This window comes from Streptococcus oralis (assembly GCF_026782345.1).
GTDB classification, from domain to species: domain Bacteria; phylum Bacillota; class Bacilli; order Lactobacillales; family Streptococcaceae; genus Streptococcus; species Streptococcus oralis_CK.
This window is the reverse complement of the sequence record NZ_JAKUWI010000001.1, coordinates 878,378-905,177: the sequence shown is the minus strand read 5'-3', so window position 1 is coordinate 905,177 and position 26,800 is coordinate 878,378. Positions and strand designations below refer to the sequence as shown.

The following is a 26,800-nucleotide window of genomic DNA, read 5'->3' as shown; positions in this document are numbered from 1 at the left end:
TTTTCTTTTTCTCTTTTTCATTTTTCCTATTAATTATCGAATTGAACTTCTTCTAGTAAGTATTCGATAAAGCGTTCGCCCATCTTAGATAGGCTAGTTTTTTCATGCTGGATATAGACCAGTTCAATCGGGTCGTCAATGTCCAGTGGAATGGAAACGATATTGTCTCCGTTGAGGTTACTGTTCAAAATCCCTGTTGCAATAGTGTAACCATCCAAACCAATCAAAAGGTTAAAGAGGGTGGCACGGTCACTGACTACGATGGATTTCTTGTGGTGCTCTTGTGAAAGAATCTCCTCTGAAAAGTAAAAGGAGTTGTGCGTCCCCTGGTCATAACTTAGATAAGGGAAGTCTTCCAAATCAGCCAGTTTGACCTTGTCTTTTTTAGCTAGAGGGTTGGTCTTGCTGACAAAGATATGGGGTTGAGCGGTAAAGAGGTGGTGGGCTAGCAGGTGATTGTCATCTAGCATTTTCGTTAAAACATCGCGATTGTAGCTGTTTAAAAAGAGGACACCGACCTCACTGCGGAAGTTCTTGACGTCATCGATAATCTCCCAAGTCCGAGTTTCACGAAGGAAGAGCTCGTATTTTTCCATATCACTTTTCTTGAGCAGAGAGACAAAGGCATTAACTACAAAGGCATAGTGCTGAGAAGAAACGCTGAAAAGTTCGCGGTGGGCGACAGGGTTTTTATAGCGTTCCTCCAGAAGCTGAGTTTGCTCGACAACTTGACGAGCGTAGGAGAGAAACTCCATCCCATCACGGGTTAAGGTAATGCCCTTGGGATTGCGGATAAAGATTTCAATGCCCATTTCATTTTCCAAGTCTCGAACGGCATTTGAAAGACTGGGTTGGGTGATAAAGAGTTGCTTGGCTGCTTCATTCATAGAGCCAGTTTCGACGATTTTGATAATATAGTGTAGTTGTTGAATTCTCATGTTTTTATTGTACCACACTTGCGGAAGAATGGGCAATGAAGACGAAGAAAATAGGGGGAAAGAGCCGGTCCAGTATTGAAAAAAAGTCTAGAATCTGCTAAAATGGAAGCTATGAAAACATTCTATGATGTGCAGCAATTTCTCAAACAGTTTGGCATTATTGTTTACATGGGGAAGCGCTTGTATGATATTGAACTGATGAAGCTTGAACTCTCTCGGATCTATGATGCCGGTCTGATGGACAAGCTAGATTACCTAGAAGCGGAAGCTGTTCTCCGCAGGGAGCACAAGATAGAATTAGACTACATAGAGAAAAATGGAGATAAGAACTTATGACAATTTGGATTGTTTGGGGAATCGTATTGGCAATGGTGGCATGGATGGGTTATAACTACCTTCGTATTCGTCGTGCGGCTAAGATTGTGGACAATGCAGAATTTGAAGCCTTGATTCGGAAAGGGCAATTGATTGATGTCCGTGAACCAGCAGAATTTCACAGAAAACATATCCTCGGAGCTCGCAATATTCCTTCAAATCAGTTGAAGTCAAGCCTTGCAGCCCTTCGCAAGGATAAACCTGTCCTTCTCTACGAAAACCAACGTGGACAACGAGTGACCAATGCAGCACTTTATCTGAAAAAACAAGGTTTTTCTGAGATTTATATCCTTTCTTATGGGTTGGATTCTTGGAAAGGGAAAGTGAAGACTAGCTAAGATTCTTTAAAAAACTGTCGAATGATAGATAAAGCTAGTATCTTAAGGTATCATCATTTATAATAAATTTAAGGAGATTTTATAATATGAATTCACAACAAAAGAAAAAACCTTCACTTATTTTAGGTATCTTATCTATCGTCCTTGGTTTGCTATTTCCAATAGTAGGTCTGATTTTGGGGATCATAGGATTGGTCTTGGCTTTTTCATACCAAAAAGAATCTGGACTAGACTATAAAACAGAAAAAATTCTCAATATCGTAGGACTTGTGGTTTCTGTACTTAACTGGATTGTAACTGTCGCAGTATTTTTTAGATAAGCAATAAACAAAAAAGCTTTAAATTTAAAGCTTTTTTTCTTTTATCCACTTTTTTCTAAGTATTTTTTAATCATCTCTAATTCTTCTTGGTTTAAGGGACGGTATTGCCCTTCTGATAGCTCTGAATTTAATGTAAAGTCGCCGAACTGGACTCTTTTTAAGGCAGTCACCTTGACACCAACTGAGAGGAACATCTTCTTGACCTGATGAAATTTTCCTTCTGAGATGGTAATAGAGGCATGGCTCTCTGTTGGGCTTGCGTCTAGAATTTCAAGCTGAGCAGGTTTACAAGTGGTCCCATCTAAAAAGACAATCCCCTCTTTGAATGACTGGATATTGTCTGGTGTGAGCGGTCCGTTTACTACCACTTGATAGGATTTATCGACATGGTACTGGGGATGAAGGAGTTGGAAGCCAAGAGGTCCATTGTCTGTCAAAAGCAGCAGTCCCGTGGTATCGCGGTCTAATCTGCCGACAGCATAGAGCTGGTCAGACTGGATGTCAGGTGGAAGGAGGTCCATGACGGTTGGAAGTTTCTTATCCTTGCTAGCTGTAACGACTCCGTTTGGCTTATGAAGCATGAGGTAGTTGTGCTCGTAGCCTTGGATTTGTCGTCCTTGAAAGACTAATTTCTGCAACCCAGTATCGACATTTTGAGCGAGTGAGCGAGCTGGACAATCATCTACTAGGATTTCTTTTTTTAATAGAGCCTGTTTCATAGCCTTGCGGCTGACCTTTTCTTGGGCTAATAATCTATCTAAACGCATACCAGCTTATCTTATCATAAGTCTCTGACTTTGAAAAGAGTTGCCTTGACTAGAAAAGCGGAGTGAAAACATTTACACTTAGCTGAACTGTGATTTTTGAATGAGACTGTGGTATAATTGTTCAGTTAGAAATAAAAATTTAAAATATTAGAGGAAATCATGACAAAATTAAGAGAAGATATCCGTAACATTGCGATTATCGCCCACGTTGACCACGGGAAAACAACCCTCGTTGACGAATTATTGAAACAATCTGAAACTCTTGATGCACGTACTGAATTGGCAGAGCGTGCTATGGACTCAAATGATATCGAAAAAGAGCGTGGAATTACCATCCTTGCGAAAAACACTGCCGTTGCCTACAACGGAACTCGTATCAACATCATGGACACACCAGGACACGCGGACTTCGGTGGAGAAGTTGAGCGTATCATGAAAATGGTTGACGGTGTTGTCTTGGTCGTGGATGCCTACGAAGGAACCATGCCACAAACTCGTTTCGTATTGAAAAAAGCCTTGGAACAAGACCTTGTTCCAATCGTGGTTGTTAATAAAATCGATAAACCATCAGCTCGTCCAGCAGAAGTAGTGGACGAAGTCTTGGAACTTTTCATCGAGCTTGGTGCAGATGACGACCAGCTTGACTTCCCAGTGGTGTATGCTTCAGCTATCAACGGAACTTCTTCCTTGTCAGATGATCCAGCTGATCAAGAAAAAACAATGGCGCCAATCTTTGACACCATTATCGATCATATCCCAGCTCCAGTAGACAACTCAGATGAGCCTTTGCAGTTCCAAGTGTCACTTTTGGACTACAATGACTTCGTAGGTCGTATCGGTATCGGTCGTGTCTTCCGTGGTAGTGTGAAAGTTGGGGACCAAGTTACCCTTTCTAAACTAGATGGTACAACGAAGAACTTCCGTGTCACAAAACTCTTCGGTTTCTTTGGTTTGGAACGTCGTGAAATCCAAGAAGCTAAAGCAGGTGACTTGATTGCTGTTTCCGGTATGGAAGATATCTTTGTTGGTGAAACTATTACTCCGACGGATGCCATTGAACCACTTCCAATCCTACACATCGATGAGCCAACCCTTCAAATGACCTTCTTGGTCAACAACTCACCATTTGCTGGTCGTGAAGGAAAATGGGTAACTTCTCGTAAGGTGGAAGAACGCTTGCAGGCAGAATTACAAACAGACGTTTCCCTTCGTGTTGACCCAACGGATTCACCAGATAAATGGACTGTTTCAGGTCGTGGAGAATTGCACTTGTCAATCCTGATCGAAACCATGCGTCGTGAGGGCTATGAACTTCAAGTATCTCGTCCAGAAGTTATCGTAAAAGAGATTGATGGTGTTAAATGTGAACCATTTGAACGTGTTCAAATTGATACTCCAGAAGAATACCAAGGTTCTGTTATCCAAAGCCTTTCTGAACGTAAGGGTGAAATGTTGGATATGATCTCAACTGGTAATGGTCAAACTCGTTTGGTCTTCCTCGTTCCAGCGCGTGGTTTGATCGGATACTCAACTGAGTTCTTGTCAATGACTCGTGGTTACGGTATCATGAACCATACCTTCGACCAATACTTGCCATTGATTCCAGGTGAAATTGGGGGACGTCACCGTGGTGCCCTTGTTTCTATTGATGCTGGTAAGGCTACAACTTACTCAATCATGTCTATCGAAGAACGTGGAACCATCTTTGTCAACCCAGGTACTGAAGTTTACGAAGGAATGATCATCGGTGAAAATTCTCGTGAAAACGACTTGACAGTTAACATCACTAAGGCCAAACAAATGACCAACGTTCGTTCAGCTACCAAGGACCAAACAGCTGTTATCAAGACACCTCGTATCTTGACGCTTGAAGAGTCTCTTGAGTTCTTGAATGACGATGAGTACATGGAAGTAACGCCTGAGTCAATCCGTTTGCGTAAGCAAATCCTCAACAAGGCAGAGCGCGAGAAAGCCAACAAAAAGAAAAAATCAGCTGAATAAGAGCTAGAAAGAGATAAAGATGGTCTATTTAATCATAGGGATACTCTTATTATTACTCTATGTATTTGCGACACCCCAAAGTATCAAAGGAACAGTCAACATCGTTATCTTGGTCTTTGTAGTTGTTGCACTCTTGATTTTGCTGATGTTGTCCATCTTGCAAATCTTCCAATTACCGACAGAATTCTTTGTCACAATCGCCATGTTGGCCCTAGCTTACTTTAGCTTGAGAGACATTACGCTCATGTCTGAAAAAAAGAGCAGAAGAAGATAAAGAGAAAGAGAGCTAAGGCTCTCTTTTTCTATGCTAGAATGAGGACTAGAGCATTTTCGTTTAGTATTATTTCCATAAAAATGGTAAAATAGTAGGAGTAGAAATGGAGTTTGAGACATGAAAGTAATCAATCAGTTTAAAAATAAGAAAGTACTTGTTTTAGGTTTGGCTAAGTCTGGTGAGTCTGCAGCCCGTTTGTTGGACAAGCTAGGTGCTATTGTGACAGTAAATGACGGCAAGCCTTTTGAGGAAAATCCTGCTGCTCAAAGCTTGCTAGAAGAGGGAATCAAGGTTGTCACTGGTGGGCATCCTTTGGAATTATTGGATGAAGATTTTGCTCTGATGGTGAAAAATCCAGGTATCCCGTATAGCAATCCCATGATTGAAAAGGCATTGGCAAAGGGAATTCCAGTCCTGACTGAGGTGGAATTGGCTTATTTGATCTCAGAAGCGCCAATTATCGGTATCACAGGTTCAAATGGGAAAACAACCACAACGACTATGATTGGGGAAGTTTTAACTGCTGCTGGTCAACATGGTCTCTTGTCAGGGAACATCGGCTATCCTGCCAGTCAAGTGGCTCAAACTGCAACGGCTAAGGACACGCTTGTCATGGAACTTTCTTCTTTCCAACTGATGGGTGTTCAAGAATTCCATCCTGAGATTGCGGTTATTACCAACCTTATGCCCACTCATATCGACTATCATGGTTCTTTTGAGGCCTATGTGGCAGCTAAGTGGAATATCCAAAATAATATGACAGCAGCTGATTTCCTTGTCTTGAACTTTAACCAAGACTTGGCAAAAGAATTGGCTACTAAAACACAAGCCACTGTTGTTCCATTTTCAACAAAGGAAAAGGTTGATGGAGCTTATTTGAAAGATGGTCAACTCTGCTTCCGTGGCGAAGTGGTCATGGCAGCTAGTGAAATCGGTGTTCCAGGTAGCCACAATGTAGAAAATGCCCTTGCGACTATTGCTGTAGCCAAGCTTCGTGGTGTAGACAACCAAACCATCAAGGAAACTCTTTCAGCCTTTGGTGGTGTCAAACACCGTCTCCAATTTGTGGATGAAATTCAGGGTGTCAAATTCTATAACGATAGTAAGTCAACCAATATCTTGGCTACTCAAAAAGCCTTGTCAGGATTTGACAATAGTAAGGTTATCTTAATCGCAGGTGGTTTGGACCGCGGCAATGAGTTTGACGAATTGGTGCCAGATATTACTGGGCTCAAGAAGATGGTTATCCTCGGTCAATCTGCAGAACGTGTCAAACGGGCAGCGGATAAGGCTGGTGTGGCTTATGTAGATGCGACAGATATTGCTGATGCGACCCGCAAGGCTTATGAGCTCGCGACTCAAGGAGATGTGGTTCTCCTCAGTCCTGCCAATGCTAGCTGGGATATGTATGCTAACTTTGAAGTACGTGGAGATCTTTTCATCGACACAGTAGCGGAGTTAAAGGAATAATATGAAAAAAATTGTCTTTACAGGTGGGGGGACGGTTGGACACGTTACCCTCAACCTTTTGTTAATGCCCAAGTTTATCGAAGACGGCTGGGAAGTTCACTATATTGGTGATAAACACGGAATCGAGCACCAAGAAATCCTCAAGTCAGGCTTGAATGTGACCTTCCACTCCATTGCGACTGGGAAGTTGCGTCGCTATTTCTCTTGGCAAAATATGCTGGACGTGTTTAAAGTTGGTTGGGGAATTGTCCAATCCCTCTTTATCATGTTACGACTGCGTCCACAGGCTCTTTTTTCAAAAGGAGGATTTGTCTCTGTACCGCCGGTTATCGCAGCGCGAGTGTCAGGAGTGCCTGTCTTTATTCATGAATCGGACCTTTCTATGGGCTTGGCCAATAAAATCGCCTACAAATTTGCGACCAAGATGTATTCAACCTTTGAGCAAGCTGCTGGTCTCGTAAAAGTTGAGCATGTGGGAGCTGTCACCAAGGTTTCGAACCAAAAAACTCCTGAACCAGATGAATTGGTGGATATCCAAACCCACTTTAATCCTAAATTGCCTACAGTATTGTTTGTCGGTGGTTCTGCAGGAGCTCGTGTATTTAACCAATTAGTGACAGATCATAAGCAAGAACTGACAGAGCGCTACAATATTATCAATCTCACTGGAGATTCCAGCCTGAACGAGTTGAGCCAAAATCTCTTTCGTGTTGACTATGTGACGGATCTCTATCAACCTTTGATGGAGATGGCAGATGTGGTGGTGACACGTGGTGGTGCCAATACGATTTTTGAGCTCTTGGCCATGGCGAAACTCCATCTCATCGTACCATTGGGTCGTGAAGCAAGTCGAGGAGACCAGATTGAAAATGCAGCCTACTTTGTTAAGAAAGGCTACGCAGAAGAACTTCAAGAAAGTGACTTGACTTTGGAAAGCTTGGAGGAGAAACTCAGCCACTTGCTTAGTCACAAGGATCAGTACCAAGCTAGCATGAAGGCATCAACTGAATTGAAATCTCTTGCAGATTTTTACGATCTACTAAGAAAAGACCTATCATAAGGAATATCAATGTCAAAGGATAAGAAAAAAGAATCAAACGAGAAGCAAGAATTGTCTGAATGGCAGAAACGAAACCAGGAATACCTGAAAAAAAAGGCTGAGGAAGAAGCTGCCCTAGCTGAAGAGAAGGAAAAGGAAAAACAAGCTCGAATGGGGAAAAACTCTAAGTCGTTAGAGGAAAGTAAGAAGTCATCAAGTGATTCCGACCAGAACGAAACTGTTCCAGACGAGGAACCATCCGAAAAAGAAGAGAAATCTAAAAAGGATGATCCTAAAGTCAAAGAAGAAAAGAAGAAGAAAAAAGAAAAACCAGAGAAACCAGCCAAGCCTAAAATTGCACCTGTTCATATTTGGCGAGCTGTGAGTATCTTGGTACCGAGTGTCCTGGTCCTCCTTCTTTCAGTCTATTTGTTGACCCCGCTGTCGACCATCAAAAATATCGATGTTAAGGGAAATAGTAACACGCAGGCAGATGACATCAAACAGGCTTCTGGAATTCAAGATAGTGACTATACCTTAGCCCTATTGTTGGATAAGGAAACATACGCTGAGCGAATCAAGTCGAATCATTGGATAGAATCGGCGAAGATTGACTATCAATTTCCGACTAACTTTACGATTGAGGTTAAGGAATTTGATATTGTCGGTTATTATGTGTCTGGTGAAGAGTATTATCCAATTCTTTCTAGTGGTACAGTAGAGTCAACTCCTGTAAATCGCTTAAACTTGCCTGAGACTTATCTGACAGTTACCTTTAATGACGAGCAACAGGTGAAGGAACTGATCACAGGATTATCTACCATCAGTGAGGATATCAAGAGTCAAATCCAGAAAATCGAATTAGCGCCAAGCAAGGCAACAGCAGATCTTTTGAAAATTACTATGCTGGACACGGATGAGGTTTTGGTTCCCTTGTCAGAATTGAGCAAGAAATTGCCTTATTACAGCAAAATCAAGCCCCAATTGACAGAACCGAGTGTAGTCGATATGGAGGCTGGAGCATACAGCTATACCATAGCGGATAAGCTAATAGAAGAAGCAGAAGAAAAAGCCAAACAAGAGGCTAAGGAAGCTGAGAAGAAAAAACAGGAAGAAGAAAAGAAAAAACAAGAAGAACAGGGAAATCAAAGTCAAACGAGCCAGCAGTCACAGAGTCGTTAGACTAACTTTTTCTCTTGATTTTTGAATGGTATAGAAGTCCAGTTTCAAGTTTTTGCTTGACAAGTCCTAGTATAAATAATAGAATAGAAAAAAACCTTTAAAGCAGTCCAGAGAGGCAGCTAAGGTTAGACGGTGAAAGGGTGGAGACTCCCCATTTTTCGTGGAACCTTGCTGTTGGCAGGTTCCTTTTTTCGTGGTTTATTTTTGACCATACTCTCTTGCTCGTAAAGGTAAAAGGAGAAAGGTATGCGTGAACATCGTCCAGTTATTGCTCTTGATTTTCCTAGTTTTGAGGCGGTCAAGGAATTTTTATCTCTTTTCCCAGCAGAAGAAAGTCTTTATCTAAAAGTAGGGATGGAGCTTTATTATGCGGAAGGTCCAGAAGTTGTCCGTTATTTGAAGTCACTGGGGCATAGTGTCTTTCTGGACCTCAAGCTACATGACATTCCCAATACAGTTAAATCAGCCATGAAGGTCTTGTCTCAGCTTGGTGTAGACATGACAAATGTTCATGCTGCTGGTGGTGTGGAGATGATGAAGGCTGCGCGTGAAGGTCTTGGAAAAGAAGCAAAATTGATCGCTGTGACCCAGCTTACCTCAACGTCGGAAAGCCAGATGCAGGATTTTCAAAATATCCAAACCAGCCTGCAAGAGTCTGTGATTCACTATGCCAAGAAGACAGCTGAAGCGGGCTTGGATGGTGTCGTTTGCTCAGCTCAGGAAGTGCAACTCATCAAGCAGGCCACCAATCCAGATTTTATCTGTCTGACACCAGGAATTCGTCCAGCGGGAGCTGCGGTAGGAGACCAAAAACGCGTCATGACACCAGCGGACGCCTATCAAATCGGTAGTGACTATATCGTAGTAGGACGTCCCATTACCCAAGCTGAGGATCCTGTTGCAGCTTATCATGCTATCAAGGATGAATGGAACCAAGACAGAAATGAAAGAAATAGATTATAAAAACAAAAGGAGAATACTATGACACTTGCTAAAGATATCGCTAGCCACCTCTTGAAAATCCAAGCCGTTTACCTCAAACCAGAGGAGCCTTTCACTTGGGCATCAGGTATCAAATCGCCGATTTATACGGACAACCGTGTGACGCTTGCCTATCCAGAAACTCGTAGCTTGATTGAAAATGGTTTTGTGGAAGCTATTAAAGCAGAATTTCCAGAAGTAGAAGTGATTGCAGGAACCGCGACAGCAGGAATTCCACACGGAGCGATCATCGCTGACAAGATGAACTTGCCTTTTGCCTACATCCGTAGCAAACCAAAAGACCACGGTGCAGGAAACCAAATCGAAGGCCGAGTAGCCCAAGGTCAAAAAATGGTTGTTGTTGAAGACCTCATTTCAACTGGTGGATCTGTTCTTGAAGCCGTAGCAGCTGCCAAACGTGAAGGAGCCGATGTGCTTGGAGTTGTAGCGATTTTCAGTTATCAATTGCCAAAAGCAGATAAGAACTTCGCAGACGCTGGTGTTAAATTGGTGACACTTTCTAACTACAGTGAACTCATCCACCTAGCACAAGAAGAAGGTTATATCACGCCAGAAGGACTCGCTCTCCTAAAACGCTTTAAAGAAGACCAAGAAAATTGGCAAGATGCTTAAAACATAAAAAATCAGGTAGTCACTAGGATTACCTGATTTTTTATATGCGGGCAATAAAACAAAGGTTCCTAAAGGTAAAGAAGAATATAGGATAATGATAGAATGAGAGTCCTCTCTTTTTTGGGGCATATTCAGATAATCAGTTTGAAATTTCCAGACAAATTTTTTGAAAGGATTCTGAAAAAGAGGTAAGATAGTTTATGTAAGACAAAGTAAACGCTTACTTATCAAGGAGGACATTTTATGTCATACAAAACAAGCAATGCAGAAGGTCATGTAGATTTCATCAATACCTATGATTTGGAGCCAATGGCGCAACAAGTTATTCCTAAAGCAGCATTTGGCTATATCGCTAGTGGGGCGGAGGATACTTTCACTTTGCGTGAGAATATTCGTGCCTTTAACCACAAACTCATCGTTCCTCATACACTTTGCAATGTAGAAAATCCAAGTACAGAGATTGAATTTGCAGGCGAAAAATTGTCTTCACCAATCATTATGGCGCCTGTTGCGGCTCATAAATTGGCAAATGAACAGGGTGAAGTGGCGACTGCGCGTGGTGTGCATGAGTTTGGTTCTCTCTATACAACCAGCTCTTACTCTACTGTCGACCTTCCAGAAATTACGGAAGCCCTTCAAGGGACACCTCATTGGTTCCAGTTTTACTTTAGTAAAGATGATGGTATCAATCGCCACATCATGGACCGTGTGAAGGCTGAAGGTTATAAAGCGATTGTCTTGACGGCAGATGCAACTGTAGGGGGCAATCGTGAGGTCGATAAGCGTAATGGTTTTGTCTTCCCAGTTGGCATGCCGATTGTTGAAGAATACCTGCCAGAAGGTGCTGGTAAATCAATGGACTTTGTTTACAAATCAGCTAAACAGCGCCTATCTCCACGAGATGTAGAATTTATCGCTGAATACTCAGGACTTCCTGTTTATGTCAAGGGGCCACAATGCCGTGAGGACGTTGAACGTTCGCTTGCTGCTGGAGCTTCTGGTATCTGGGTAACCAACCATGGTGGCCGTCAAATCGACGGTGGGCCAGCTGCCTTTGACTCACTTCAAGAAGTAGCAGAAGCAGTTGACAAACGCGTACCAATTGTCTTTGACTCTGGTATTCGTCGTGGCCAACACGTCTTTAAAGCCTTGGCTTCAGGAGCAGACTTGGTAGCTATTGGCCGCCCGGTTATCTATGGCTTGGCTCTCGGCGGTAGTGTTGGTGTGCGTCAAGTCTTTGAACACTTGAATGCAGAATTGAAGACAGTTATGCAGTTATCTGGAACTCAGACTATTGAAGATGTCAAACACTTCAAACTCCGTCACAACCCATACAATCCAACCTTCCCAGTTGACCCTCGTGACTTAAAATTGTATTGATAAAATAGCTTGCCTCCACTTGATGTGGAGGTTTTTCTTCGTCTATAGGAAGAATAAATCACCATTGAAATCTATATAAATATATTTTTCAGTCAAATATCTTGCTAGGGCTTTCATTTTTTGCTATACTGGTGCAGTAATTAAATAATAAAGACATTTGGGGTGCTTTAGGCTGAGATGATACCCATTGAACCTGATACAGTTAAGACTGGCGAAGGGAAATGTGAAACGTTTTTTCGTATGGCGAAATGAACGATCTAATCTTGTAAGCTAAACTCTAATTCTCGTTTGTAATTGGAGTTTTTTTGTTTATATAAACTGGATGAAGGTGATACAAAGCATTTAGGTAGCTTTTCTTGAACGCCCTTGATTTTCTTTAAAAAGGTCAAGTAAAACTAGGATTTTCTTGATGTTTTGTTGATTACGAACGAGTAAAGAGAGGAAAAGTAAATATGGAAAGACAAGACTATGCATTTCAGCCAGGTTTGACTGTTGGAGAATTATTAAAAAGCAGTCAGAAGGATTGGCAGGCTGCAATCAATCATCGTTTTGTTAAGGAACTTTTTGCGGGGACAATTGAGAATAAGGTCTTAAAAGACTACCTAATTCAAGATTATCACTTCTTTGATGCCTTCTTATCCATGCTGGGTGCTTGCGTAGCCCACGCAGACCAGCTTGAATCCAAGCTTCGTTTTGCCAAGCAACTAGGCTTTCTTGAAGCAGATGAAGACGGTTATTTCCAAAAAGCTTTCAAAGATTTAAAAGTATCTGAGAATGACTATCTGGAAGTGACCTTGCATCCTGTAACAAAAGCCTTTCAGGAGCTTATGTATTCTGCTGTATCATCATCAGACTATGCCCATCTTTTAGTCATGCTGGTCATTGCAGAAGGTCTCTATTTAGACTGGGGTTCTAAAGATTTGGCTCTACCTGAAGCCTATATTCATTCGGAATGGATTAATCTCCACAGAGGTCCTTTCTTTGCAGAGTGGGTTCAATTTCTGGTTGACGAACTCAATCGTGTCGGAAAAGGTCGAGAAGATTTGACAGAACTTAAGCAACGCTGGAACCAAGCAGTCGCTTTAGAATTAGCCTTTTTTGATATTGGTTATGATGCTTAGGGAAAGTTCAGGATACTGACAAATTTGATGAGGTAAATCATTCAATGTAACTGAAAAATTTCTTAACGAAAGATAGAGATAAATCGAAATCAGTAGATCGTATAAAGTGAAAAGGAAGGATTTCAATATGACAAGTTTAAAATTATTAAAAGAAAAAGCACCATTAGTAATCTGTATCACCAATGATGTTGTAAAAAACTTTACAGCAAATGGATTAGTAGCACTGGGTGCCTCACCAGCTATGAGCGAGTACCCAGCAGACTTAGAAGATCTATTAAAATATGCTGGAGGATTATTGATTAACATTGGGACTTTAACGGATAATAATTGGAAGCTGTACCAAGAGGCACTAAAAATTGCTGAAAAATATAATGTTCCTGCAGTTTTAGATCCTGTAGCCTGTGGAGCAGGAGAATATAGAAAAAAAGTAGCAGATGATCTAATCAATAATTACAAACTGGCAGCGATTAGGGGAAATGCTGGCGAGATTGCCTCTTTAGTAGGAATAAATGTGGCATCTAAAGGAGTAGATAGTGCAGGCGTAGATAATATTGATGAAATTGCTCTAGCAGCAAATAAAAAGTTCAATATTCCAATAGTAGTAACAGGTGAAGTGGATGCCATTGCGGTTAATGGAGAAGTTGTAACGATTCATAATGGTAGTGCCATGATGCCAAAAGTTATTGGGACAGGATGCTTATTAGGTGCTGTAGTAGCAAGCTTTATCGGACTTGAAAAAGGTCAAGAATTGAAATCATTAGAAACAGCAATGTTGGTTTACAATATCGCTGGAGAAATGGCAGAAAAACGTCCAAATGGGCATCTTCCTGGAACATTTAAAGTTGAATTTATAAATGCCTTATACGAGATTACAGACGAAGATGTAAAGGAATTCAAAAGAGTGAAGTAAGATGTTTCATAAAGAATTACTAAAACTATATTTTATTTGTGGAACGACTACTTGCCAAGGAAAAGATATATATAGAGTCGTTGAGGAAGCCTTAAAAGGTGGTATAACCTTATTTCAATTCCGTGAAAAAGGTGAGGGAGCCTTAGAAGGTAAAGAAAAAGTCGAATTAGCAATTAAACTACAGGATCTTTGTAAAAAATACAATGTTCCGTTTATTGTTAATGATGATATTGATTTGGCAATGGAAATTGATGCTGATGGTGTACATGTAGGACAGGATGATCTTGGTGTTGATGAAATTAGAAAATTGATGCCAGATAAAATAATTGGTCTTTCTATAAAAAACGAGGAAGAATTTCAACAATCAAAAGTTGAATATGTAGATTATGTTGGTGTTGGTCCTGTATTTGATACCCAGTCAAAAGATGATGCTGGTGGTGCTATAGGTTATGAAGGTCTTAAATTGATGAGAAAACTATTGCCACAAATTCCCTTAGTTGCAATTGGTGGGATACAGACGCAACATATTAAAGATATTATGAAGACCAATGTTGACGGTGTTTCAATCATTTCAGCAATATCGTATGCAAAAAATATAGAAAAAACTGTTCGGGAAATGAGTGAACAATAGGCATCAATTTTTCCTTGGATTCTGAGGGAGTAGGATTTTCTTTTTTCTAAAAAGATATGTCCAGATTCAGTTCAAATAGCTAATCCATCAAATAAGTCATTTATTTTTTGCAAAAGAAAGATCTGCTGTCTTTTTGAGTACAAGGCTGTATTTCCAGTTCAATTCCTTGAACTAGAATAAATCGTCTGTTAAAATAATTATATAATTAAATAATAAAGACATTTGGGGTGCTTTAGGCTGAGATGATACCCATTGAACCTGATACAGTTAGTACTGTCGAAGGGAAATGTGAAAAGGTTTTTTTCGTATGTCGAAAAGAACTGTCTAATCTTGTAAGCTAAACTCTAATTCTCGTTTGTAATTGGAGTTTTTTTGTTTATCAAAAGAGGATAGGCTGGACGTTAAGCCTTTCGGTAGCTCACCTTGAATACCCCACTTTTCTTTAAAAAAGGAGTTTTTTATGTTGAAAAAATGGCAGTTAAAAGAGGTTATTTTACTTGCTTTCTTGTCTATCTTTTTTGGTGGCGTTTTTGTGGGTTCAGGCTATCTGTTTGATATCCTCACCCTGATTTTAGCACCTCTTGGTTTACAGGCCTTTGCCAATGAAATCCTCTTTGGTCTCTGGTGTATGGCTGCACCCATTGCTGCCATCTTTGTTCCAAGAGTGGGAAGCGCAACGATTGGAGAAGGGCTAGCTGCGCTTGCTGAAGTTCTTTATGGTAGCCAATTTGGTCTAGGTGCCCTTTTGTCTGGCTTGGTTCAAGGTTTGGGAAGTGAACTTGGTTTTATCGTAACCAAGAATCGCTATGAAAGTTGGCTCTCTCTAACTGCCAATAGTATTGGGATTACGCTTGTTAGCTTTGTCTATGAATACATTAAGTTAGGTTACTATGCCTTCTCCCTTCCTTTTGTCCTTTCCTTGCTAGTGGTACGTTTTATTTCCGTCTTTTTCTTCTGTACTATCTTGGTTCGTGCCATTGTCAAACTCTATCATCAGTTTGCAACTGGAGGAAAAGCATAGATGGGGCTGGAATTACGGGAGATTCAGTCCCCAATTTTTTCAGAACCGATTGATTTTACCTTTCATGGGCAAGCCTTTACCTTGTTAGTTGGGAGCAGTGGTTCTGGAAAATCAAGCCTCTTTCAATTGATTGCCCAAGTCAGTTCTCTTCCCTATAGCGGTCAAGTCCTGATAAATGGGAGCGAGGTCAGTCAGCTTTCTATCATCGAACGTGTCCAGACGGTTGGTATTCTCTTTCAAAATCCTAATCATCAATTTACAATGGAGAACTTGTTTGAGGAGCTGATTTTTACCTTGGAAAATATTGGGCATCCCGTTCAGGAAATTGATTCTAAAATAGCAGAGGTTGTCCAGCAATGTCGGTGCAAGGCAATCTTGCACCGTCCAATTCATCACTTATCAGGTGGAGAAAAGCAAAAGGCTGCACTGGCAGTTCTCTTTGCTATGAATCCTAGGGTCTATCTCTTGGATGAGCCCTTCGCTTCCATTGATCGTAAGAGTAGGATAGAGATATTGGAGATTCTAAAAGAGTTGGTCTCTGATGGGAAGACAGTTATCCTGTGTGACCATGATTTAACGGACTATGAAGCCTATATCGACCATATGGTGGAGCTAAGAGACGGTCAACTAAGAGAAGTGTTTCAAATCCCTTCCTCTGAGATGATACAGGTCGCTTCAAAGGAAGTTGCTTCTAGCCCAGAACTATTTCATATGGACCGTTTGACTTGTGAGCTGGATCATCGCCCCCTCTTTTCGATTGCGGATTTCACATTTTACCAAGGGATTTCCTGTATCTTGGGTGACAATGGTGTCGGGAAATCAACCCTCTTTCGGTCTATTCTTCAATTTCAAAAGTATAAGGGGCGCATTACTTGGAAGAGTTGTGTTCTAAAAAAGAAAAAAAGTTTGTATCGCGATCTGACTGGTGTTGTTCAGGAAGCTGAGAAGCAGTTTATCCGAGGCAGTCTGAGAGAGGAACTGCAACTAGATAGCCCAGACTCTGAAAGAAATCAGCGGATTCTCCAAGCTTTAGGATATTTTGATCTGGAGCAGGCGCTTGATAGGAGTCCCTATCAATTAAGTGGTGGTCAGCAAAAGATACTTCAGCTTTTGTCCATCTTGACCAGCAAGGCTTCTGTGATCTTGCTAGATGAGCCATTTGCTGGTTTGGATGATAGAGCCTGCCATTATTTTTGTCAGTGGATGTTGGAGGATAGAAATCAAGGAAGAAGTTTTTTGATCATTAGCCATCGTTTAGATCCCTTGATCTCTGTGGTTGATTATTGGATTGAGATGACTAGTCAGGGTCTTAGTCATGTGAAAGAAGTGACCATCAGCAAACCTCTCCCATCTCTGAAAAATGATACTCTAGGGGAGGTGAGGTAGTATGATCAAAGTAGCAACTAAGACACCGGTTATCAGTCTCTTCTTTCTAGTTTTATCCTTGGAAACATCTTTCATTCCTTCGATTAGTCTTAATCTTTCGGTAGTCGCATTTTGCATACTCTTTTTACTCTATTACCGTCGATTTAAAATATTGGCTTGGATGATTTTGCTCGCCATTTTACCTTCTTTCGCCAACTACTGGGCGGTTCAGTTACATGGGGATGCTTCGCAGGCAGTCATGCTTGGAACGAGGGCTTTTGTGACGGTTTGTATCGGTCTTGTCTTTGTTTCTAGTATTTCCCTAAAAGAGCTTCTCCTCTACTTGGCTCAAAAGGGGTTATCGCGTTCTTGGGCCTATGCCTTGATAGTTGTATTCAATGCCTTTCCCCTCATTCAGCAGGAAATCAAGTCCCTCAAGGAAGCTTGCCTATTACGTGGTCAAGAACTGCATGTTTGGTCGCCCTTGATTTACAGTAAGGTTCTGATGACAGTTTTTAGATGGCGCCATCTTTACTTGAGAGCTCTATCTGCGCACGGATATGACGAACATGCACAGTTGAAGAATAGCTATCGGATTTTTTATATTCCTAAAAAAACAAAATTAATCTACCTGCTGTTCTTTTTATTGCTTCAAACCAGTCTATTTTTATAAAGGAGTTATTATGGAATTTACAGATATTGCGATGGAATTATCCAAGGAAGCTTGGCAGACTTCCTTTCATCATCCCTTTGTTTTACAGTTACAAGAGGGAACGTTAGAACCTTCTATTTTCCGCTATTACTTAATTCAGGATGCTTATTACCTGAAGTCTTTTTCAGAAGCTTATCACCTCTTGGCTGATAAGACTTCAAATGAGAAGATGAAAAGACTCTTGAAACAAAATGCCCAGAGTCTAGTGGATGGTGAGTTGTTTATCCGCCAACAATTTTTCAAGGAATTAGGAATCAGTGACCAGGAGATGGACGAGCAACCGATTGCTCCAACCTGTTATCATTACATTTCTCACATTTATCGTCAATTTGAAGAAGCAAATCTAGCCATTGCTTTTGCTAGTTTGCTCCCATGTCCTTGGTTATACCATGATTTGGGCAAGGCACTGAATCGCAAACCATCCCCGAATCCTCTTTATCAACAGTGGATTGAAACCTATATCACCGATGAATTAGAACAGCAGATTAAAGAGGAAGAAGCACTGGTCAATCAGCTCTATCGAGAAAGCAATGAGACGGACAAACAAAAAATGCTAGAGGCCTTCCACCGAAGTGTCCACATGGAAGCCAAGTTTTGGGAGATGGCTTACCAACATCAAACATGGACGAGTGATTTGCAGTCCTTAGAAAAAGAGAAGAAATAGAAAATGAGAAACCACCAACTTCAAGTTCACAAATTAACCATTTTATCCATGATGATTGCCCTTGACGTAGTTCTTACACCCATTTTTCGAATTGAAGGAATGGCACCAATGTCCAGTGTAGTCAACATTCTTGCAGGGATCTTGATGGGGCCTGTTTATGCCTTGGTCATGGCTACAGTCACAGCCTTTATCCGTATGTCTACTCAGGGCATTCCCCCTTTGGCCCTAACAGGAGCTACTTTTGGAGCCCTCCTCGCAGGTCTCTTTTATAAGTACGGTAGAAAATTTTACTTTTCTGCCCTAGGAGAAATTTTGGGAACAGGGATTATCGGATCCATTGTTTCCTATCCTGTTATGGTACTTTTTACAGGATCGGCTGCTAAGCTCAGCTGGTTTATCTACACTCCGCGATTTTTCGGAGCGACCTTGATTGGTACAGCCATAGCTTTTCTTGCCTTTCGATTTTTGATCAAGCAGGAATTCTTTAAAAAAGTGCAGGGATATTTCTTTGGAGAAAGGATAGAATGATGCAGAAATTGACAAATCCTTTCCCTCTGGCAACCAGTTCCTTGATTCACTGTATTACCAATGAGATTTCTTGTGAGATGCTGGCTAATGGCATTTTGGCTCTGGGATGCAAACCAGTCATGGCAGATGATCCTCGTGAGGTTCTTGATTTTACTAAGCAAAGTCAGGCTCTCTTCATCAATTTGGGGCATTTGTCAGCTGAGAAGGAGAAAGCAATCCGTATGGCAGCTACTTATGCAAACCAAGCTTCTCTTCCAATGGTAGTAGATGCGGTTGGTGTAGCAGCGTCACCCATTCGTAAGGGGCTAGTCAGAGAGCTTTTAGAATACAAGCCCACGGTCCTTAAAGGAAATATGTCGGAAATCCGAAGTCTTGTTGGTTTAAAGCACCACGGAGTGGGAGTTGATGCTAGTGCTAAAGATCAAGAAACTGAGGATTTGCTTCAAGTCTTGAAAGACTGGTGTCAACTTTATCCTGGTATGTCGTTCCTAGTCACTGGACCCAAGGATCTCATCGTTTCGGAGAATCAGGTTGCAATATTGGGAAATGGCTGTGCAGAATTGGACTGGATAACAGGGACAGGAGACTTGGTTGGAGCCTTGACAGCCGTTTTTCTCAGCCAAGGAAAGACTGCCTTTGAAGCTTCGTGCCTAGCAGTTTCTTATTTCAATATCTCTGCTGAGAGAATAGTTGTTCAAGGAATGGGATTGGAAGATTTTCGTTACCAAGTTCTCAATCAACTCTCTCTCCTAAAAAGAGACGAAGACTGGCTAGAAGCCATCAAAGGAGATGTTTATGAATAGAGAAGCACTTAGACTGTATCTAGTAACCAATCGCTACCAAGATTCCTTGGAAAACTTTCTTGAAAAAGTTGAGACAGCCTGCCGTTCAGGTGTTACCATTGTCCAACTACGAGAAAAAAATCTCACCACCAATCAATACTATCAACTGGCAAAACAAGTCAAGGAAATAACAGATGCCTATCAGGTACCCTTGATTATAGATGATCGGTTGGATATCTGTCTTGCAGTCGATGCTGCTGGTCTGCATATCGGAGACGATGAACTACCAGTTTCAGTTGCCCGCAAAGTACTAGGTTCTGAAAAAATCCTAGGTGTTACTGCTAAAACAGTTAAAAGAGCTCTCAAGGCAGAAGAAGGTGGAGCAGATTACTTGGGAACAGGAGCCATTTTCCCGACTACGACCAAAGAAAATGCCCCCATCACCCTGATTTCAACCTTGAAAACAATTTGCCAAACGGTCGCCATTCCAGTAGTTGCTATCGGAGGCTTGACGTCAGAGAATATTGACAAACTTATCGGCACTGGTATAGCTGGAGTCGCTGTCGTCAGGGATCTGATGCAGGCAGAAGATATTGAAGCAAAAACGCAAGCCTTTTTAACAAAGCTGGATGATATGATTTCCTAATCAAAAACTCTCTAGTTCCCTTAAAGCGGGAACTAGAGAGTTTTTCTTAATCTTTAAAAGTTGTATGGTTGACTGGGCCAGAACCATGTCCGAGTTGAGGAGCGTCTTGGATGGCTTTCGTGATAAATGCCTTGGCCTTATCAACTGACTGGTAAAGGCTTCTGCCCTTGGCTAGTTCAGCCGTAATCACAGCAGCAAAAGTACATCCGGTACCATGGGTGTGACAGGTTTGAATTCTTGGACTTTCCCAGACAAATTGTTCATCCTTGGTAAAGAGGAAATCTTTGGCACCACCTTCCAGATGGCCACCTTTGATAACAACGGACTGAGGACCAAATTCTTTTATAATCAGGCGACCAGCACGCTGCATGTCTTCTGGATCATGAATCGAAAAACCAACAATCTCTTCTGCCTCAGGAAGATTCGGAGTGATAATGGTTGCAAGGGGAAGCAGATTTGTTTTTAGGTAGTCTCTGGCACTGGAATCAATCAGGGTGTCCCCACTCGTAGCGACCATAACAGGGTCAAGGACGTAGGGACAATCCAGTTTTTTAAGATAGGGCTGGATGATTTCCATGATTTCAGTAGTTGCCAACATCCCAGTTTTTACAGCCTGAGGTGGGATATCCGAAAAGACACTCTCCAATTGGGCTTTCAACATTTGAGGAGAAACGTGCTCGATTAGCTGAACGCCTCTGGTATTTTGAGCGACAAGACTGGTCACAACGGCCATTCCATAGACATCTCTAGCTTGGAATGACTTTAAATCAGCCATAATGCCAGCACCGCCACTAGGGTCAGTCCCTGCAATGGTTAGAGCAACGGGTAAATAAGTCATCTAAAACCTCCCAACCAACTGAAGTTTGTATTCTTAAGAACAAGCTAGTCAGTTTTAGAAAGGAAATAGAAGACCAGCTAGTCCTCATTATCATTTCCACTTCCATCAGCTAGCATTACCTAGATTGAGTCAAAGGGATCTAACAGTCGTTAATCTCAGCTTTACGCACCCCTAGCGGTTGTTTTCTTTTTTCTTCAGTATAGCATATTTTTATAGTTTATATAGTAAAATTTGACTGCAAATCTCTCGTTACATGATTAGAATTCTATTTTTCGAAAAAAAATAAAAATTATAGTTGACAAATGTAGATTTTCGAAGTATACTAATAACTGTAATCGACAAATGTAGATTTAGGAGGTGTGATTATGCAGATTTCAGATGCAGAATGGCAGGTCATGAAGATTATTTGGATGCAAGGAGAGCAGACCAGTAGCGATTTGATCAGGGTTCTGGCAGAGCGGTTCGACTGGTCCAAGTCGACCATTCAAACTCTTTTGGCTCGTTTGGTTGAGAAAGAGTGTCTGACAAGGAAAAAAGAAGGCAAGTTCTTTGTCTATTCAGCCCTTTTAACTTTGGACCAAAGTCGAAACTTGCTTGTCCGAGATATCAAATACAAGGTTTGCTCTCGTAGAATGAAGAACTTGTTGGCTGACTTGATTGTCGAATGTGACTTCACTCAGGCGGATTTGGCAGATTTGGAAGCTGTAATTTTTAAGAAAAAAGCTAGCGCAGTTGCGGAAGTAAAATGTAATTGTATGTAAAGGAGACGTCATGTTAAATAGTATTGTAACCATTGTTTGTATTGCCCTTATTGTGTTTATCTTGATTTGGTTTTTCAAAAAGCCTGAAAAATCTGGACAAAAGGCTCAGCAAAAAAAGGGCTACCAAGAGATTCGAGTGGAAGTCAAAGGGGGATATACGCCTGAGTTGATTATTCTTAAGAAATCAGTGCCAGCCCGTATTGTCTTTGATCGTAAGGATCCTTCACCCTGTCTGGATCAAATTGTTTTTCCAGATTTTGGAGTACATGCGGACCTGCCTATGGGGGAAGAGTATGTAGTGGAAATCACGCCTGAGCAGGCTGGAGAGTTTGGATTTGCTTGTGGTATGAACATGATGCACGGCAAGATGATTATAGAGTAGGAGGAAACTATGACAGAAATTGTGAAAGCCAGCCTAGAAAATGGCATTCAAAAAATCCGTATCACAGCTGAAAAAGGCTATCACCCAGCCCATATCCAGCTCCAAAAAGGGATTCCCGCTGAGATTACCTTTCATCGTGCAACCCCTTCAAACTGTTATAAAGAAATTCTTTTCGAAGAAGAAGGGATTCTAGAACCAATCGGAGTAGACGAGGAAAAGGTCATTCGTTTTACACCTCAAGAGTTGGGGAAACATGAATTCTCATGTGGAATGAAGATGCAAAAGGGAAGCTATACCGTCGTTGAGAAGACTCGAAAATCTTTGTCACTTTTGCAACGTTTTTGGATTACCAGTATCTTTACTGTGCCTCTTGTGATTCTCATGATTGGGATGTTGACAGGCAGCATTAGTCACCAAGTCATGCATTGGGGAACCTTTCTAGCCACAACGCCTATTATGTTAGTAGCAGGTGGTCCTTATATCCAAAGCGCTTGGGCCAGCTTTAAAAAACACAATGCCAATATGGATACCTTGGTTGCTTTGGGAACTCTAGTGGCTTATCTCTATAGTCTAGTTGCCCTCTTCGCTGGGCTCCCTGTCTACTTTGAAAGTGCTGGATTTATCCTCTTCTTCGTTCTTTTGGGAGCAGTTTTTGAAGAGAAAATGCGGAAAAATACTTCACAAGCTGTGGAGAAACTACTAGACTTGCAGGCTAAAACAGCAGAAGTCTTGCGTGATGATAGCTATGTTCAAGTTCCCTTGGACCAAGTCAAGGTAGGCGACCTGATTCGAGTGCGGCCCGGTGAAAAGATTGCAGTTGATGGTGTCGTAGTGGAAGGTGTGTCCAGCATAGATGAATCCATGGTGACAGGTGAGAGCTTGCCGGTAGACAAAACAGTTGGAGATACCGTCATTGGCTCAACCATCAATAATAGTGGAACGCTTATTTTTAGGGCAGAAAAGGTTGGCTCAGAGACTGTTTTGGCACAGATTGTAGACTTTGTAAAGAAAGCTCAGACTAGCCGCGCACCGATTCAGGACTTGACGGATAAGATTTCAGGGATTTTTGTCCCAGCAGTTGTCATTTTAGGAATCGTGACCTTTTGGGTTTGGTTCGTTTTGCTCAGGGATAGTGTAGTCGTGCTTGGAGCTAGCTTTGTGTCTTCTCTTCTCTATGGAGTTGCGGTTTTGATTATTGCCTGCCCTTGTGCCTTGGGTCTTGCAACACCGACAGCTCTTATGGTAGGGACAGGACGCAGTGCCAAAATGGGGGTTCTTCTCAAAAATGGAACAGTCTTACAGGAAATTCAGAAAGTCCAAACTATTGTGTTTGATAAGACAGGGACTTTGACGGAAGGAAAACCAGTGGTCACTGATATCATTGGCGATGAGACAGAAGTGCTCGGCTTAGCTGCCTCCTTGGAAGAAGCTTCTCAACACCCACTGGCTGAGGCTGTTGTCAAGAGAGCAAGTGAAGCTGGACTTGAGTTTCAAACTGTCGAAAATTTCCAAGCCTTGCATGGAAAAGGTGTTTCAGGGCAAATAGCTGGAAAACAAGTTCTGCTTGGAAATGCTAAAATGCTGGATAGTATGGATATTTCTAGCGCTTATCAAGAAAAACTAGAAGAACTAGAAAAAGAAGCTAAGACAGTTGTTTTCTTGGCTGTGGACAATGAAATCAAAGGCTTGCTTGCTTTGCAAGATATTCCCAAGGAAAATGCTAAGCTAGCCATCAGTCAGTTGAAAAAACGTGGTCTTAAAACAGTCATGCTGACAGGAGATAATGCTGGTGTGGCGCGTGCTATTGCAGATCAAATCGGAATCGAAGAGGTCATTGCAGGCGTCCTACCAGAAGAAAAAGCCCATGAAATCCATAAACTACAAGCAGCTGGGAAAGTAGCCTTTGTTGGTGATGGCATCAATGATGCTCCTGCCCTCAGTGTAGCAGATGTGGGGATTGCTATGGGAGCTGGAACGGATATCGCCATCGAGTCAGCAGATTTAGTGTTGACAACTAATAACCTCCTAGGAGTGGTTCGTGCCTTTGACATGAGTAAGAAAACCTTTAACCGTATTCTGCTCAATCTTTTCTGGGCCTTTATCTACAATGTCGTCGGAATTCCGATTGCAGCAGGAATCTTTTCTGGTGTTGGATTGGCCCTCAATCCAGAACTGGCAGGTCTAGCCATGGCCTTTAGTTCTGTATCTGTTCTGACCAGTTCACTCTTACTAAACTTTAGTAAAATAGACTAAAAGCGAGCTTGCTCGCTTTTTATTATAAAACAGTCACATAAAACGTTTTCAAACTGTACTGTAATAGAGAATAAAAACTTCTGAGCAGATTCTTAGTAAAGTCAAAATAATTGTGATAAATTAGTAGAGTAAAAATTTGCTGAAACGTTTTCAAATAGTATATGAAAACGGATGAATCAAGTTTTAAAAATATTTGAAGGAGAGTTATTATTATGACTCAAGGAAAAATTACTGCATCTGCAGCAATGCTTAACGTATTGAAAACATGGGGCGTAGACACAATCTACGGTATCCCATCAGGAACACTCAGCTCATTGATGGACGCTTTAGCTGAAGACAAAGATATCCGCTTCTTGCAAGTTCGCCACGAAGAAACAGGTGCTCTTGCAGCGGTCATGCAAGCTAAATTTGGCGGCTCAATCGGGGTTGCTGTTGGTTCAGGTGGTCCAGGTGCGACTCACTTGATTAACGGTGTTTACGATGCAGCTATGGATAACACTCCATTCCTTGCTATCCTTGGATCACGTCCAGTTAACGAACTCAACATGGATGCCTTCCAAGAATTGAACCAAAACCCAATGTACAACGGTATCGCTGTCTACAACAAACGTGTCGCTTACGCTGAGCAATTGCCAAAAGTAATTGACGAAGCTTGCCGTGCTGCAGTTTCTAAAAAAGGTCCAGCTGTTGTTGAAATTCCAGTAAACTTCGGTTTCCAAGAAATCGACGAAAACTCATACTACGGTTCAGGTTCATACGAGCGTTCATTCATCGCTCCTGTCTTGAACGAAGTTGAAATCGACAAAGCTGTTGAAATCTTGAACAATGCTGAACGTCCAGTTATCTACGCTGGTTACGGTGGTGTTAAAGCAGGTGAAGTGATTACTGAATTGTCACGTAAAATCAAAGCACCAATCATCACAACTGGTAAAAACTTTGAAGCCTTTGAATGGAACTACGAAGGTTTGACAGGTTCTGCTTACCGTGTTGGTTGGAAACCAGCCAACGAAGTGGTCTTTGAAGCAGACACAGTTCTTTTCCTTGGTTCAAACTTCCCATTTGCTGAAGTTTACGAAGCCTTCAAGAACACTGAAAAATTCATCCAAGTCGATATCGACCCTTACAAACTTGGTAAACGTCATGCCCTTGACGCTTCTATCCTTGGTGATGCAGGTCAAGCAGCGAAAGCAATCCTTGACAAAGTAAACCCAGTAGAATCTACTCCATGGTGGCGTGCAAACGTTAAGAACAACCAAAACTGGCGTGATTACATGAACAAACTCGAAGGTAAAACTGAGGGTGAATTGCAATTGTACCAAGTTTACAATGCTATCAATAAACATGCTGATCAAGACGCTATCTACTCAATCGACGTAGGTGACACTACTCAAACATCTACTCGTCACCTTCACATGACACCTAAGAACATGTGGCGTACATCTCCACTCTTTGCGACAATGGGTATTGCCCTTCCTGGTGGTATCGCTGCTAAAAAAGACAATCCAGATCGCCAAGTATGGAACATCATGGGTGACGGTGCATTCAACATGTGCTACCCAGACGTGATCACAAACGTTCAATACGACCTTCCAGTTATCAACGTTATCTTCTCAAATGGTAAATATGCCTTCATCAAGGACAAATACGAAGACACAAATAAACACTTGTTTGGTTGTGACTTCACAAACGCTGACTACGCAAAAATTGCTGAAGCACAAGGTGCTGTTGGATTTACAGTTGATCGTATCGAAGACATCGACGCAGTTGTTGCAGAAGCTGTTAAATTGAACAAAGAAGGTAAAACTGTTGTTATCGATGCTCGCATCACGCAACACCGTCCACTTCCAGTAGAAGTACTTGAATTGGATCCAAAACTTCACTCAGAAGAAGCAATCAAAGCCTTCAAGGAAAAATACGAAGCAGAAGAACTCGTACCATTCCGCCTCTTCTTGGAAGAAGAAGGATTGCAATCACGCGCAATCAAATAATTTCTCTCATCGAAAATCAAAGGTAAACTTTGTAGATTTTATTCTTTGATTTTCTTAGAGCAGAACTTGAAAAGATCGGAGCAATCCGGTCTTTTTCTGGAGGATAGTAAATGAATTTAAATCAATTAGATATCATCGTTTCAAATGTTCCTCAAGTCTGTGCCGACTTGGAGCGTATTTTGGATAAAAAGTCCGATTATGTTGATGACAGTTTTGCTCAGTTCACGATTGGCAGTCATTGTCTCATGTTGTCAGAAAATCATTTGATTTCTTTGGAAAACTTTCAGTCAGGAATCATTCTTCATATCGAGGTTGAGGATGTAGATCAGAACTACCAACGGTTGAAAGAGATTGGTGTCGAGATTTTACACGGTCCGGCTGTAACTGATTGGGGAACGGAATCCTTGCTTGTAAAAGGTCCAGCTGGTTTAGTGCTTGATTTTTATCGTATGAAGTAGGTAATTCTATTATCAAATTTTTTATCTAAAAATTTAAACATT

29 protein-coding genes and 3 riboswitches are annotated in these 26,800 nt (G+C 41.5%); of the genes, 26 read left to right on the top strand and 3 right to left on the bottom strand.

The window, feature by feature from the left end; all coding sequences use genetic code 11:
* Positions 1-29 precede the first annotated feature (29 nt).
* A complete protein-coding gene (locus tag MK405_RS04485) occupies positions 30-938 on the bottom strand; it encodes a LysR family transcriptional regulator (RefSeq protein ID WP_001222584.1) in 909 nt (302 codons plus the stop codon).
* A 102-nt stretch (positions 939-1,040) separates the two neighbouring features.
* Between MK405_RS04485 and MK405_RS04480 the strand changes: the two genes are divergently transcribed.
* The 3 genes from MK405_RS04480 (at position 1,041) to MK405_RS04470 (ending at position 1,971) form a co-directional block, all read left to right on the top strand.
* The gene (locus tag MK405_RS04480) at positions 1,041-1,274 is read left to right on the top strand and encodes a YqgQ family protein (protein ID WP_044135604.1); all 234 of its coding nucleotides are present in this window, start codon (positions 1,041-1,043) and stop codon (positions 1,272-1,274) included.
* Positions 1,271-1,651: a rhodanese-like domain-containing protein gene (locus MK405_RS04475; protein ID WP_061597872.1), complete on the top strand. Its 381-nt coding sequence runs from the start codon at positions 1,271-1,273 to the stop codon at positions 1,649-1,651. The genes MK405_RS04480 and MK405_RS04475 overlap by 4 nt, the downstream gene beginning before the upstream one ends.
* Positions 1,652-1,737: 86 nt before the next feature.
* Positions 1,738-1,971, top strand: a complete 234-nt coding sequence (locus tag MK405_RS04470; RefSeq protein ID WP_061597871.1) for a DUF4190 domain-containing protein — start codon at positions 1,738-1,740, stop codon at positions 1,969-1,971.
* A gap of 41 nt (positions 1,972-2,012) precedes the next feature.
* On the opposite strand, the gene MK405_RS04465 is transcribed toward MK405_RS04470, so the two are convergent.
* Positions 2,013-2,738, bottom strand: coding sequence for a 16S rRNA pseudouridine(516) synthase (locus MK405_RS04465; RefSeq protein ID WP_061597870.1), 726 nt, complete (start codon positions 2,736-2,738; stop codon positions 2,013-2,015).
* Between the two features lie 159 nt (positions 2,739-2,897).
* Here MK405_RS04465 and typA point away from each other — a divergent pair, with 159 nt between their 5' ends.
* The 18 genes from typA (at position 2,898) to thiE (MK405_RS04375) (ending at position 20,078) form a co-directional block, all read left to right on the top strand.
* The gene (gene typA, locus MK405_RS04460; protein ID WP_000164116.1) at positions 2,898-4,739 is read left to right on the top strand and encodes a translational GTPase TypA; all 1,842 of its coding nucleotides are present in this window, start codon (positions 2,898-2,900) and stop codon (positions 4,737-4,739) included.
* Positions 4,740-4,758: 19 nt separating this feature from the next.
* Entirely contained in the window at positions 4,759-5,013 is a 255-nt protein-coding gene (locus tag MK405_RS04455; protein WP_000262663.1) for a DUF3165 family protein, read from the top strand.
* 117 nt (positions 5,014-5,130) lie between these two features.
* Positions 5,131-6,483, top strand: coding sequence for a UDP-N-acetylmuramoyl-L-alanine--D-glutamate ligase (gene murD, locus MK405_RS04450; protein WP_268704426.1), 1,353 nt, complete (start codon positions 5,131-5,133; stop codon positions 6,481-6,483).
* Position 6,484: 1 nt separating this feature from the next.
* Complete coding sequence (locus MK405_RS04445; RefSeq protein WP_268704425.1) at positions 6,485-7,543, top strand: UDP-N-acetylglucosamine--N-acetylmuramyl-(pentapeptide) pyrophosphoryl-undecaprenol N-acetylglucosamine transferase; 1,059 nt, start codon at positions 6,485-6,487, stop codon at positions 7,541-7,543.
* Between the two features lie 9 nt (positions 7,544-7,552).
* Entirely contained in the window at positions 7,553-8,704 is a 1,152-nt protein-coding gene (locus tag MK405_RS04440; protein WP_268704424.1) for a cell division protein FtsQ/DivIB, read from the top strand.
* Between the two features lie 246 nt (positions 8,705-8,950).
* A complete protein-coding gene (gene pyrF / locus MK405_RS04435; protein WP_268704423.1) occupies positions 8,951-9,667 on the top strand; it encodes an orotidine-5'-phosphate decarboxylase in 717 nt (238 codons plus the stop codon).
* Between the two features lie 18 nt (positions 9,668-9,685).
* On the top strand, positions 9,686-10,318 hold the full coding sequence (gene pyrE / locus MK405_RS04430) for an orotate phosphoribosyltransferase (RefSeq protein WP_268704422.1): 633 nt from the start codon (positions 9,686-9,688) through the stop codon (positions 10,316-10,318).
* Between the two features lie 243 nt (positions 10,319-10,561).
* Complete coding sequence (gene lctO / locus MK405_RS04425; RefSeq protein ID WP_000120723.1) at positions 10,562-11,698, top strand: L-lactate oxidase; 1,137 nt, start codon at positions 10,562-10,564, stop codon at positions 11,696-11,698.
* 148 nt (positions 11,699-11,846) lie between these two features.
* Positions 11,847-11,935: riboswitch (TPP riboswitch) on the top strand.
* Positions 11,936-12,150: 215 nt separating this feature from the next.
* Positions 12,151-12,819 (top strand): TenA family protein, encoded by a 669-nt coding sequence (locus MK405_RS04420; protein ID WP_033605928.1) that lies wholly within the window; start codon positions 12,151-12,153, stop codon positions 12,817-12,819.
* 127 nt (positions 12,820-12,946) lie between these two features.
* Positions 12,947-13,729, top strand: coding sequence for a hydroxyethylthiazole kinase (gene thiM, locus MK405_RS04415; protein ID WP_033605927.1), 783 nt, complete (start codon positions 12,947-12,949; stop codon positions 13,727-13,729).
* Between the two features lies 1 nt (position 13,730).
* On the top strand, positions 13,731-14,360 hold the full coding sequence (gene thiE / locus MK405_RS04410) for a thiamine phosphate synthase (protein WP_033605926.1): 630 nt from the start codon (positions 13,731-13,733) through the stop codon (positions 14,358-14,360).
* A gap of 213 nt (positions 14,361-14,573) precedes the next feature.
* Positions 14,574-14,662, top strand: a riboswitch (TPP riboswitch).
* Between the two features lie 158 nt (positions 14,663-14,820).
* Positions 14,821-15,381 (top strand): ECF transporter S component, encoded by a 561-nt coding sequence (locus MK405_RS04405; RefSeq protein WP_033605925.1) that lies wholly within the window; start codon positions 14,821-14,823, stop codon positions 15,379-15,381.
* On the top strand, positions 15,382-16,767 hold the full coding sequence (locus MK405_RS04400; RefSeq protein ID WP_065371675.1) for an ATP-binding cassette domain-containing protein: 1,386 nt from the start codon (positions 15,382-15,384) through the stop codon (positions 16,765-16,767). It abuts the gene before it with no gap.
* A 1-nt stretch (position 16,768) separates the two neighbouring features.
* On the top strand, positions 16,769-17,419 hold the full coding sequence (locus MK405_RS04395; RefSeq protein WP_268704421.1) for an energy-coupling factor transporter transmembrane component T: 651 nt from the start codon (positions 16,769-16,771) through the stop codon (positions 17,417-17,419).
* Between the two features lie 10 nt (positions 17,420-17,429).
* On the top strand, positions 17,430-18,122 hold the full coding sequence (gene tenA / locus MK405_RS04390; RefSeq protein ID WP_268704420.1) for a thiaminase II: 693 nt from the start codon (positions 17,430-17,432) through the stop codon (positions 18,120-18,122).
* A 3-nt stretch (positions 18,123-18,125) separates the two neighbouring features.
* A complete protein-coding gene (gene thiW / locus MK405_RS04385; protein WP_001244057.1) occupies positions 18,126-18,650 on the top strand; it encodes an energy coupling factor transporter S component ThiW in 525 nt (174 codons plus the stop codon).
* Complete coding sequence (thiM, locus tag MK405_RS04380; RefSeq protein ID WP_084921472.1) at positions 18,650-19,453, top strand: hydroxyethylthiazole kinase; 804 nt, start codon at positions 18,650-18,652, stop codon at positions 19,451-19,453. Before thiW ends, thiM (MK405_RS04380) begins: the two co-directional genes overlap by 1 nt.
* Positions 19,446-20,078 (top strand): thiamine phosphate synthase, encoded by a 633-nt coding sequence (thiE, locus tag MK405_RS04375; protein ID WP_057488599.1) that lies wholly within the window; start codon positions 19,446-19,448, stop codon positions 20,076-20,078. The genes thiM (MK405_RS04380) and thiE (MK405_RS04375) overlap by 8 nt, the downstream gene beginning before the upstream one ends.
* Before the next feature lie 46 nt (positions 20,079-20,124).
* Here thiE (MK405_RS04375) and thiD read toward each other — a convergent pair whose 3' ends face one another.
* Positions 20,125-20,916: a bifunctional hydroxymethylpyrimidine kinase/phosphomethylpyrimidine kinase gene (thiD, locus tag MK405_RS04370; protein ID WP_057488598.1), complete on the bottom strand. Its 792-nt coding sequence runs from the start codon at positions 20,914-20,916 to the stop codon at positions 20,125-20,127.
* A gap of 84 nt (positions 20,917-21,000) precedes the next feature.
* Positions 21,001-21,099, bottom strand: a riboswitch (TPP riboswitch).
* Positions 21,100-21,281: 182 nt separating this feature from the next.
* Here thiD and MK405_RS04365 point away from each other — a divergent pair.
* From MK405_RS04365 to MK405_RS04345, 5 genes are all read left to right on the top strand, one after another.
* Positions 21,282-21,677: a CopY/TcrY family copper transport repressor gene (locus MK405_RS04365; protein WP_268704419.1), complete on the top strand. Its 396-nt coding sequence runs from the start codon at positions 21,282-21,284 to the stop codon at positions 21,675-21,677.
* Positions 21,678-21,687: 10 nt separating this feature from the next.
* Positions 21,688-22,059, top strand: a complete 372-nt coding sequence (locus MK405_RS04360; RefSeq protein ID WP_084921433.1) for a cupredoxin domain-containing protein — start codon at positions 21,688-21,690, stop codon at positions 22,057-22,059.
* Between the two features lie 9 nt (positions 22,060-22,068).
* Complete coding sequence (locus MK405_RS04355) at positions 22,069-24,312, top strand: heavy metal translocating P-type ATPase (protein ID WP_084921434.1); 2,244 nt, start codon at positions 22,069-22,071, stop codon at positions 24,310-24,312.
* 212 nt (positions 24,313-24,524) lie between these two features.
* The gene (gene spxB / locus MK405_RS04350) at positions 24,525-26,300 is read left to right on the top strand and encodes a pyruvate oxidase (RefSeq protein WP_268704418.1); all 1,776 of its coding nucleotides are present in this window, start codon (positions 24,525-24,527) and stop codon (positions 26,298-26,300) included.
* Positions 26,301-26,410: 110 nt separating this feature from the next.
* Positions 26,411-26,758 carry a VOC family protein gene (locus MK405_RS04345; protein WP_268704417.1) on the top strand — a complete coding sequence of 116 codons (348 nt, stop codon included), beginning with the start codon at positions 26,411-26,413 and terminating at the stop codon, positions 26,756-26,758.
* Positions 26,759-26,800: the final 42 nt, after the last annotated feature.

What these genes read in the sequence shown, in the direction of transcription:
- thiE (WP_033605926.1), top strand. Translation starts at nt 13,731, where the DNA reads ATGTTTCATAAAGAATTACTAAAACTATATTTTATTTGTGGAACGACT.
- lctO (WP_000120723.1), top strand. Translation starts at nt 10,562, where the DNA reads ATGTCATACAAAACAAGCAATGCAGAAGGTCATGTAGATTTCATCAAT.
- thiD (WP_057488598.1), bottom strand. Translation starts at nt 20,916, where the DNA reads ATGACTTATTTACCCGTTGCTCTAACCATTGCAGGGACTGACCCTAGT.
- MK405_RS04365 (WP_268704419.1), top strand. Translation starts at nt 21,282, where the DNA reads ATGCAGATTTCAGATGCAGAATGGCAGGTCATGAAGATTATTTGGATG.
- pyrF (WP_268704423.1), top strand. Translation starts at nt 8,951, where the DNA reads ATGCGTGAACATCGTCCAGTTATTGCTCTTGATTTTCCTAGTTTTGAG.
- MK405_RS04485 (WP_001222584.1), bottom strand. Translation starts at nt 938, where the DNA reads ATGAGAATTCAACAACTACACTATATTATCAAAATCGTCGAAACTGGC.
- MK405_RS04420 (WP_033605928.1), top strand. Translation starts at nt 12,151, where the DNA reads ATGGAAAGACAAGACTATGCATTTCAGCCAGGTTTGACTGTTGGAGAA.
- MK405_RS04440 (WP_268704424.1), top strand. Translation starts at nt 7,553, where the DNA reads ATGTCAAAGGATAAGAAAAAAGAATCAAACGAGAAGCAAGAATTGTCT.
- thiE (WP_057488599.1), top strand. Translation starts at nt 19,446, where the DNA reads ATGAATAGAGAAGCACTTAGACTGTATCTAGTAACCAATCGCTACCAA.
- MK405_RS04405 (WP_033605925.1), top strand. Translation starts at nt 14,821, where the DNA reads ATGTTGAAAAAATGGCAGTTAAAAGAGGTTATTTTACTTGCTTTCTTG.
- MK405_RS04345 (WP_268704417.1), top strand. Translation starts at nt 26,411, where the DNA reads ATGAATTTAAATCAATTAGATATCATCGTTTCAAATGTTCCTCAAGTC.
- tenA (WP_268704420.1), top strand. Translation starts at nt 17,430, where the DNA reads ATGGAATTTACAGATATTGCGATGGAATTATCCAAGGAAGCTTGGCAG.
- MK405_RS04400 (WP_065371675.1), top strand. Translation starts at nt 15,382, where the DNA reads ATGGGGCTGGAATTACGGGAGATTCAGTCCCCAATTTTTTCAGAACCG.
- typA (WP_000164116.1), top strand. Translation starts at nt 2,898, where the DNA reads ATGACAAAATTAAGAGAAGATATCCGTAACATTGCGATTATCGCCCAC.
- murD (WP_268704426.1), top strand. Translation starts at nt 5,131, where the DNA reads ATGAAAGTAATCAATCAGTTTAAAAATAAGAAAGTACTTGTTTTAGGT.
- thiW (WP_001244057.1), top strand. Translation starts at nt 18,126, where the DNA reads ATGAGAAACCACCAACTTCAAGTTCACAAATTAACCATTTTATCCATG.
- MK405_RS04480 (WP_044135604.1), top strand. Translation starts at nt 1,041, where the DNA reads ATGGAAGCTATGAAAACATTCTATGATGTGCAGCAATTTCTCAAACAG.
- MK405_RS04355 (WP_084921434.1), top strand. Translation starts at nt 22,069, where the DNA reads ATGACAGAAATTGTGAAAGCCAGCCTAGAAAATGGCATTCAAAAAATC.
- thiM (WP_033605927.1), top strand. Translation starts at nt 12,947, where the DNA reads ATGACAAGTTTAAAATTATTAAAAGAAAAAGCACCATTAGTAATCTGT.
- MK405_RS04475 (WP_061597872.1), top strand. Translation starts at nt 1,271, where the DNA reads ATGACAATTTGGATTGTTTGGGGAATCGTATTGGCAATGGTGGCATGG.
- pyrE (WP_268704422.1), top strand. Translation starts at nt 9,686, where the DNA reads ATGACACTTGCTAAAGATATCGCTAGCCACCTCTTGAAAATCCAAGCC.
- MK405_RS04455 (WP_000262663.1), top strand. Translation starts at nt 4,759, where the DNA reads ATGGTCTATTTAATCATAGGGATACTCTTATTATTACTCTATGTATTT.
- MK405_RS04470 (WP_061597871.1), top strand. Translation starts at nt 1,738, where the DNA reads ATGAATTCACAACAAAAGAAAAAACCTTCACTTATTTTAGGTATCTTA.
- thiM (WP_084921472.1), top strand. Translation starts at nt 18,650, where the DNA reads ATGCAGAAATTGACAAATCCTTTCCCTCTGGCAACCAGTTCCTTGATT.
- MK405_RS04395 (WP_268704421.1), top strand. Translation starts at nt 16,769, where the DNA reads ATGATCAAAGTAGCAACTAAGACACCGGTTATCAGTCTCTTCTTTCTA.
- MK405_RS04445 (WP_268704425.1), top strand. Translation starts at nt 6,485, where the DNA reads ATGAAAAAAATTGTCTTTACAGGTGGGGGGACGGTTGGACACGTTACC.
- spxB (WP_268704418.1), top strand. Translation starts at nt 24,525, where the DNA reads ATGACTCAAGGAAAAATTACTGCATCTGCAGCAATGCTTAACGTATTG.
- MK405_RS04465 (WP_061597870.1), bottom strand. Translation starts at nt 2,738, where the DNA reads ATGCGTTTAGATAGATTATTAGCCCAAGAAAAGGTCAGCCGCAAGGCT.
- MK405_RS04360 (WP_084921433.1), top strand. Translation starts at nt 21,688, where the DNA reads ATGTTAAATAGTATTGTAACCATTGTTTGTATTGCCCTTATTGTGTTT.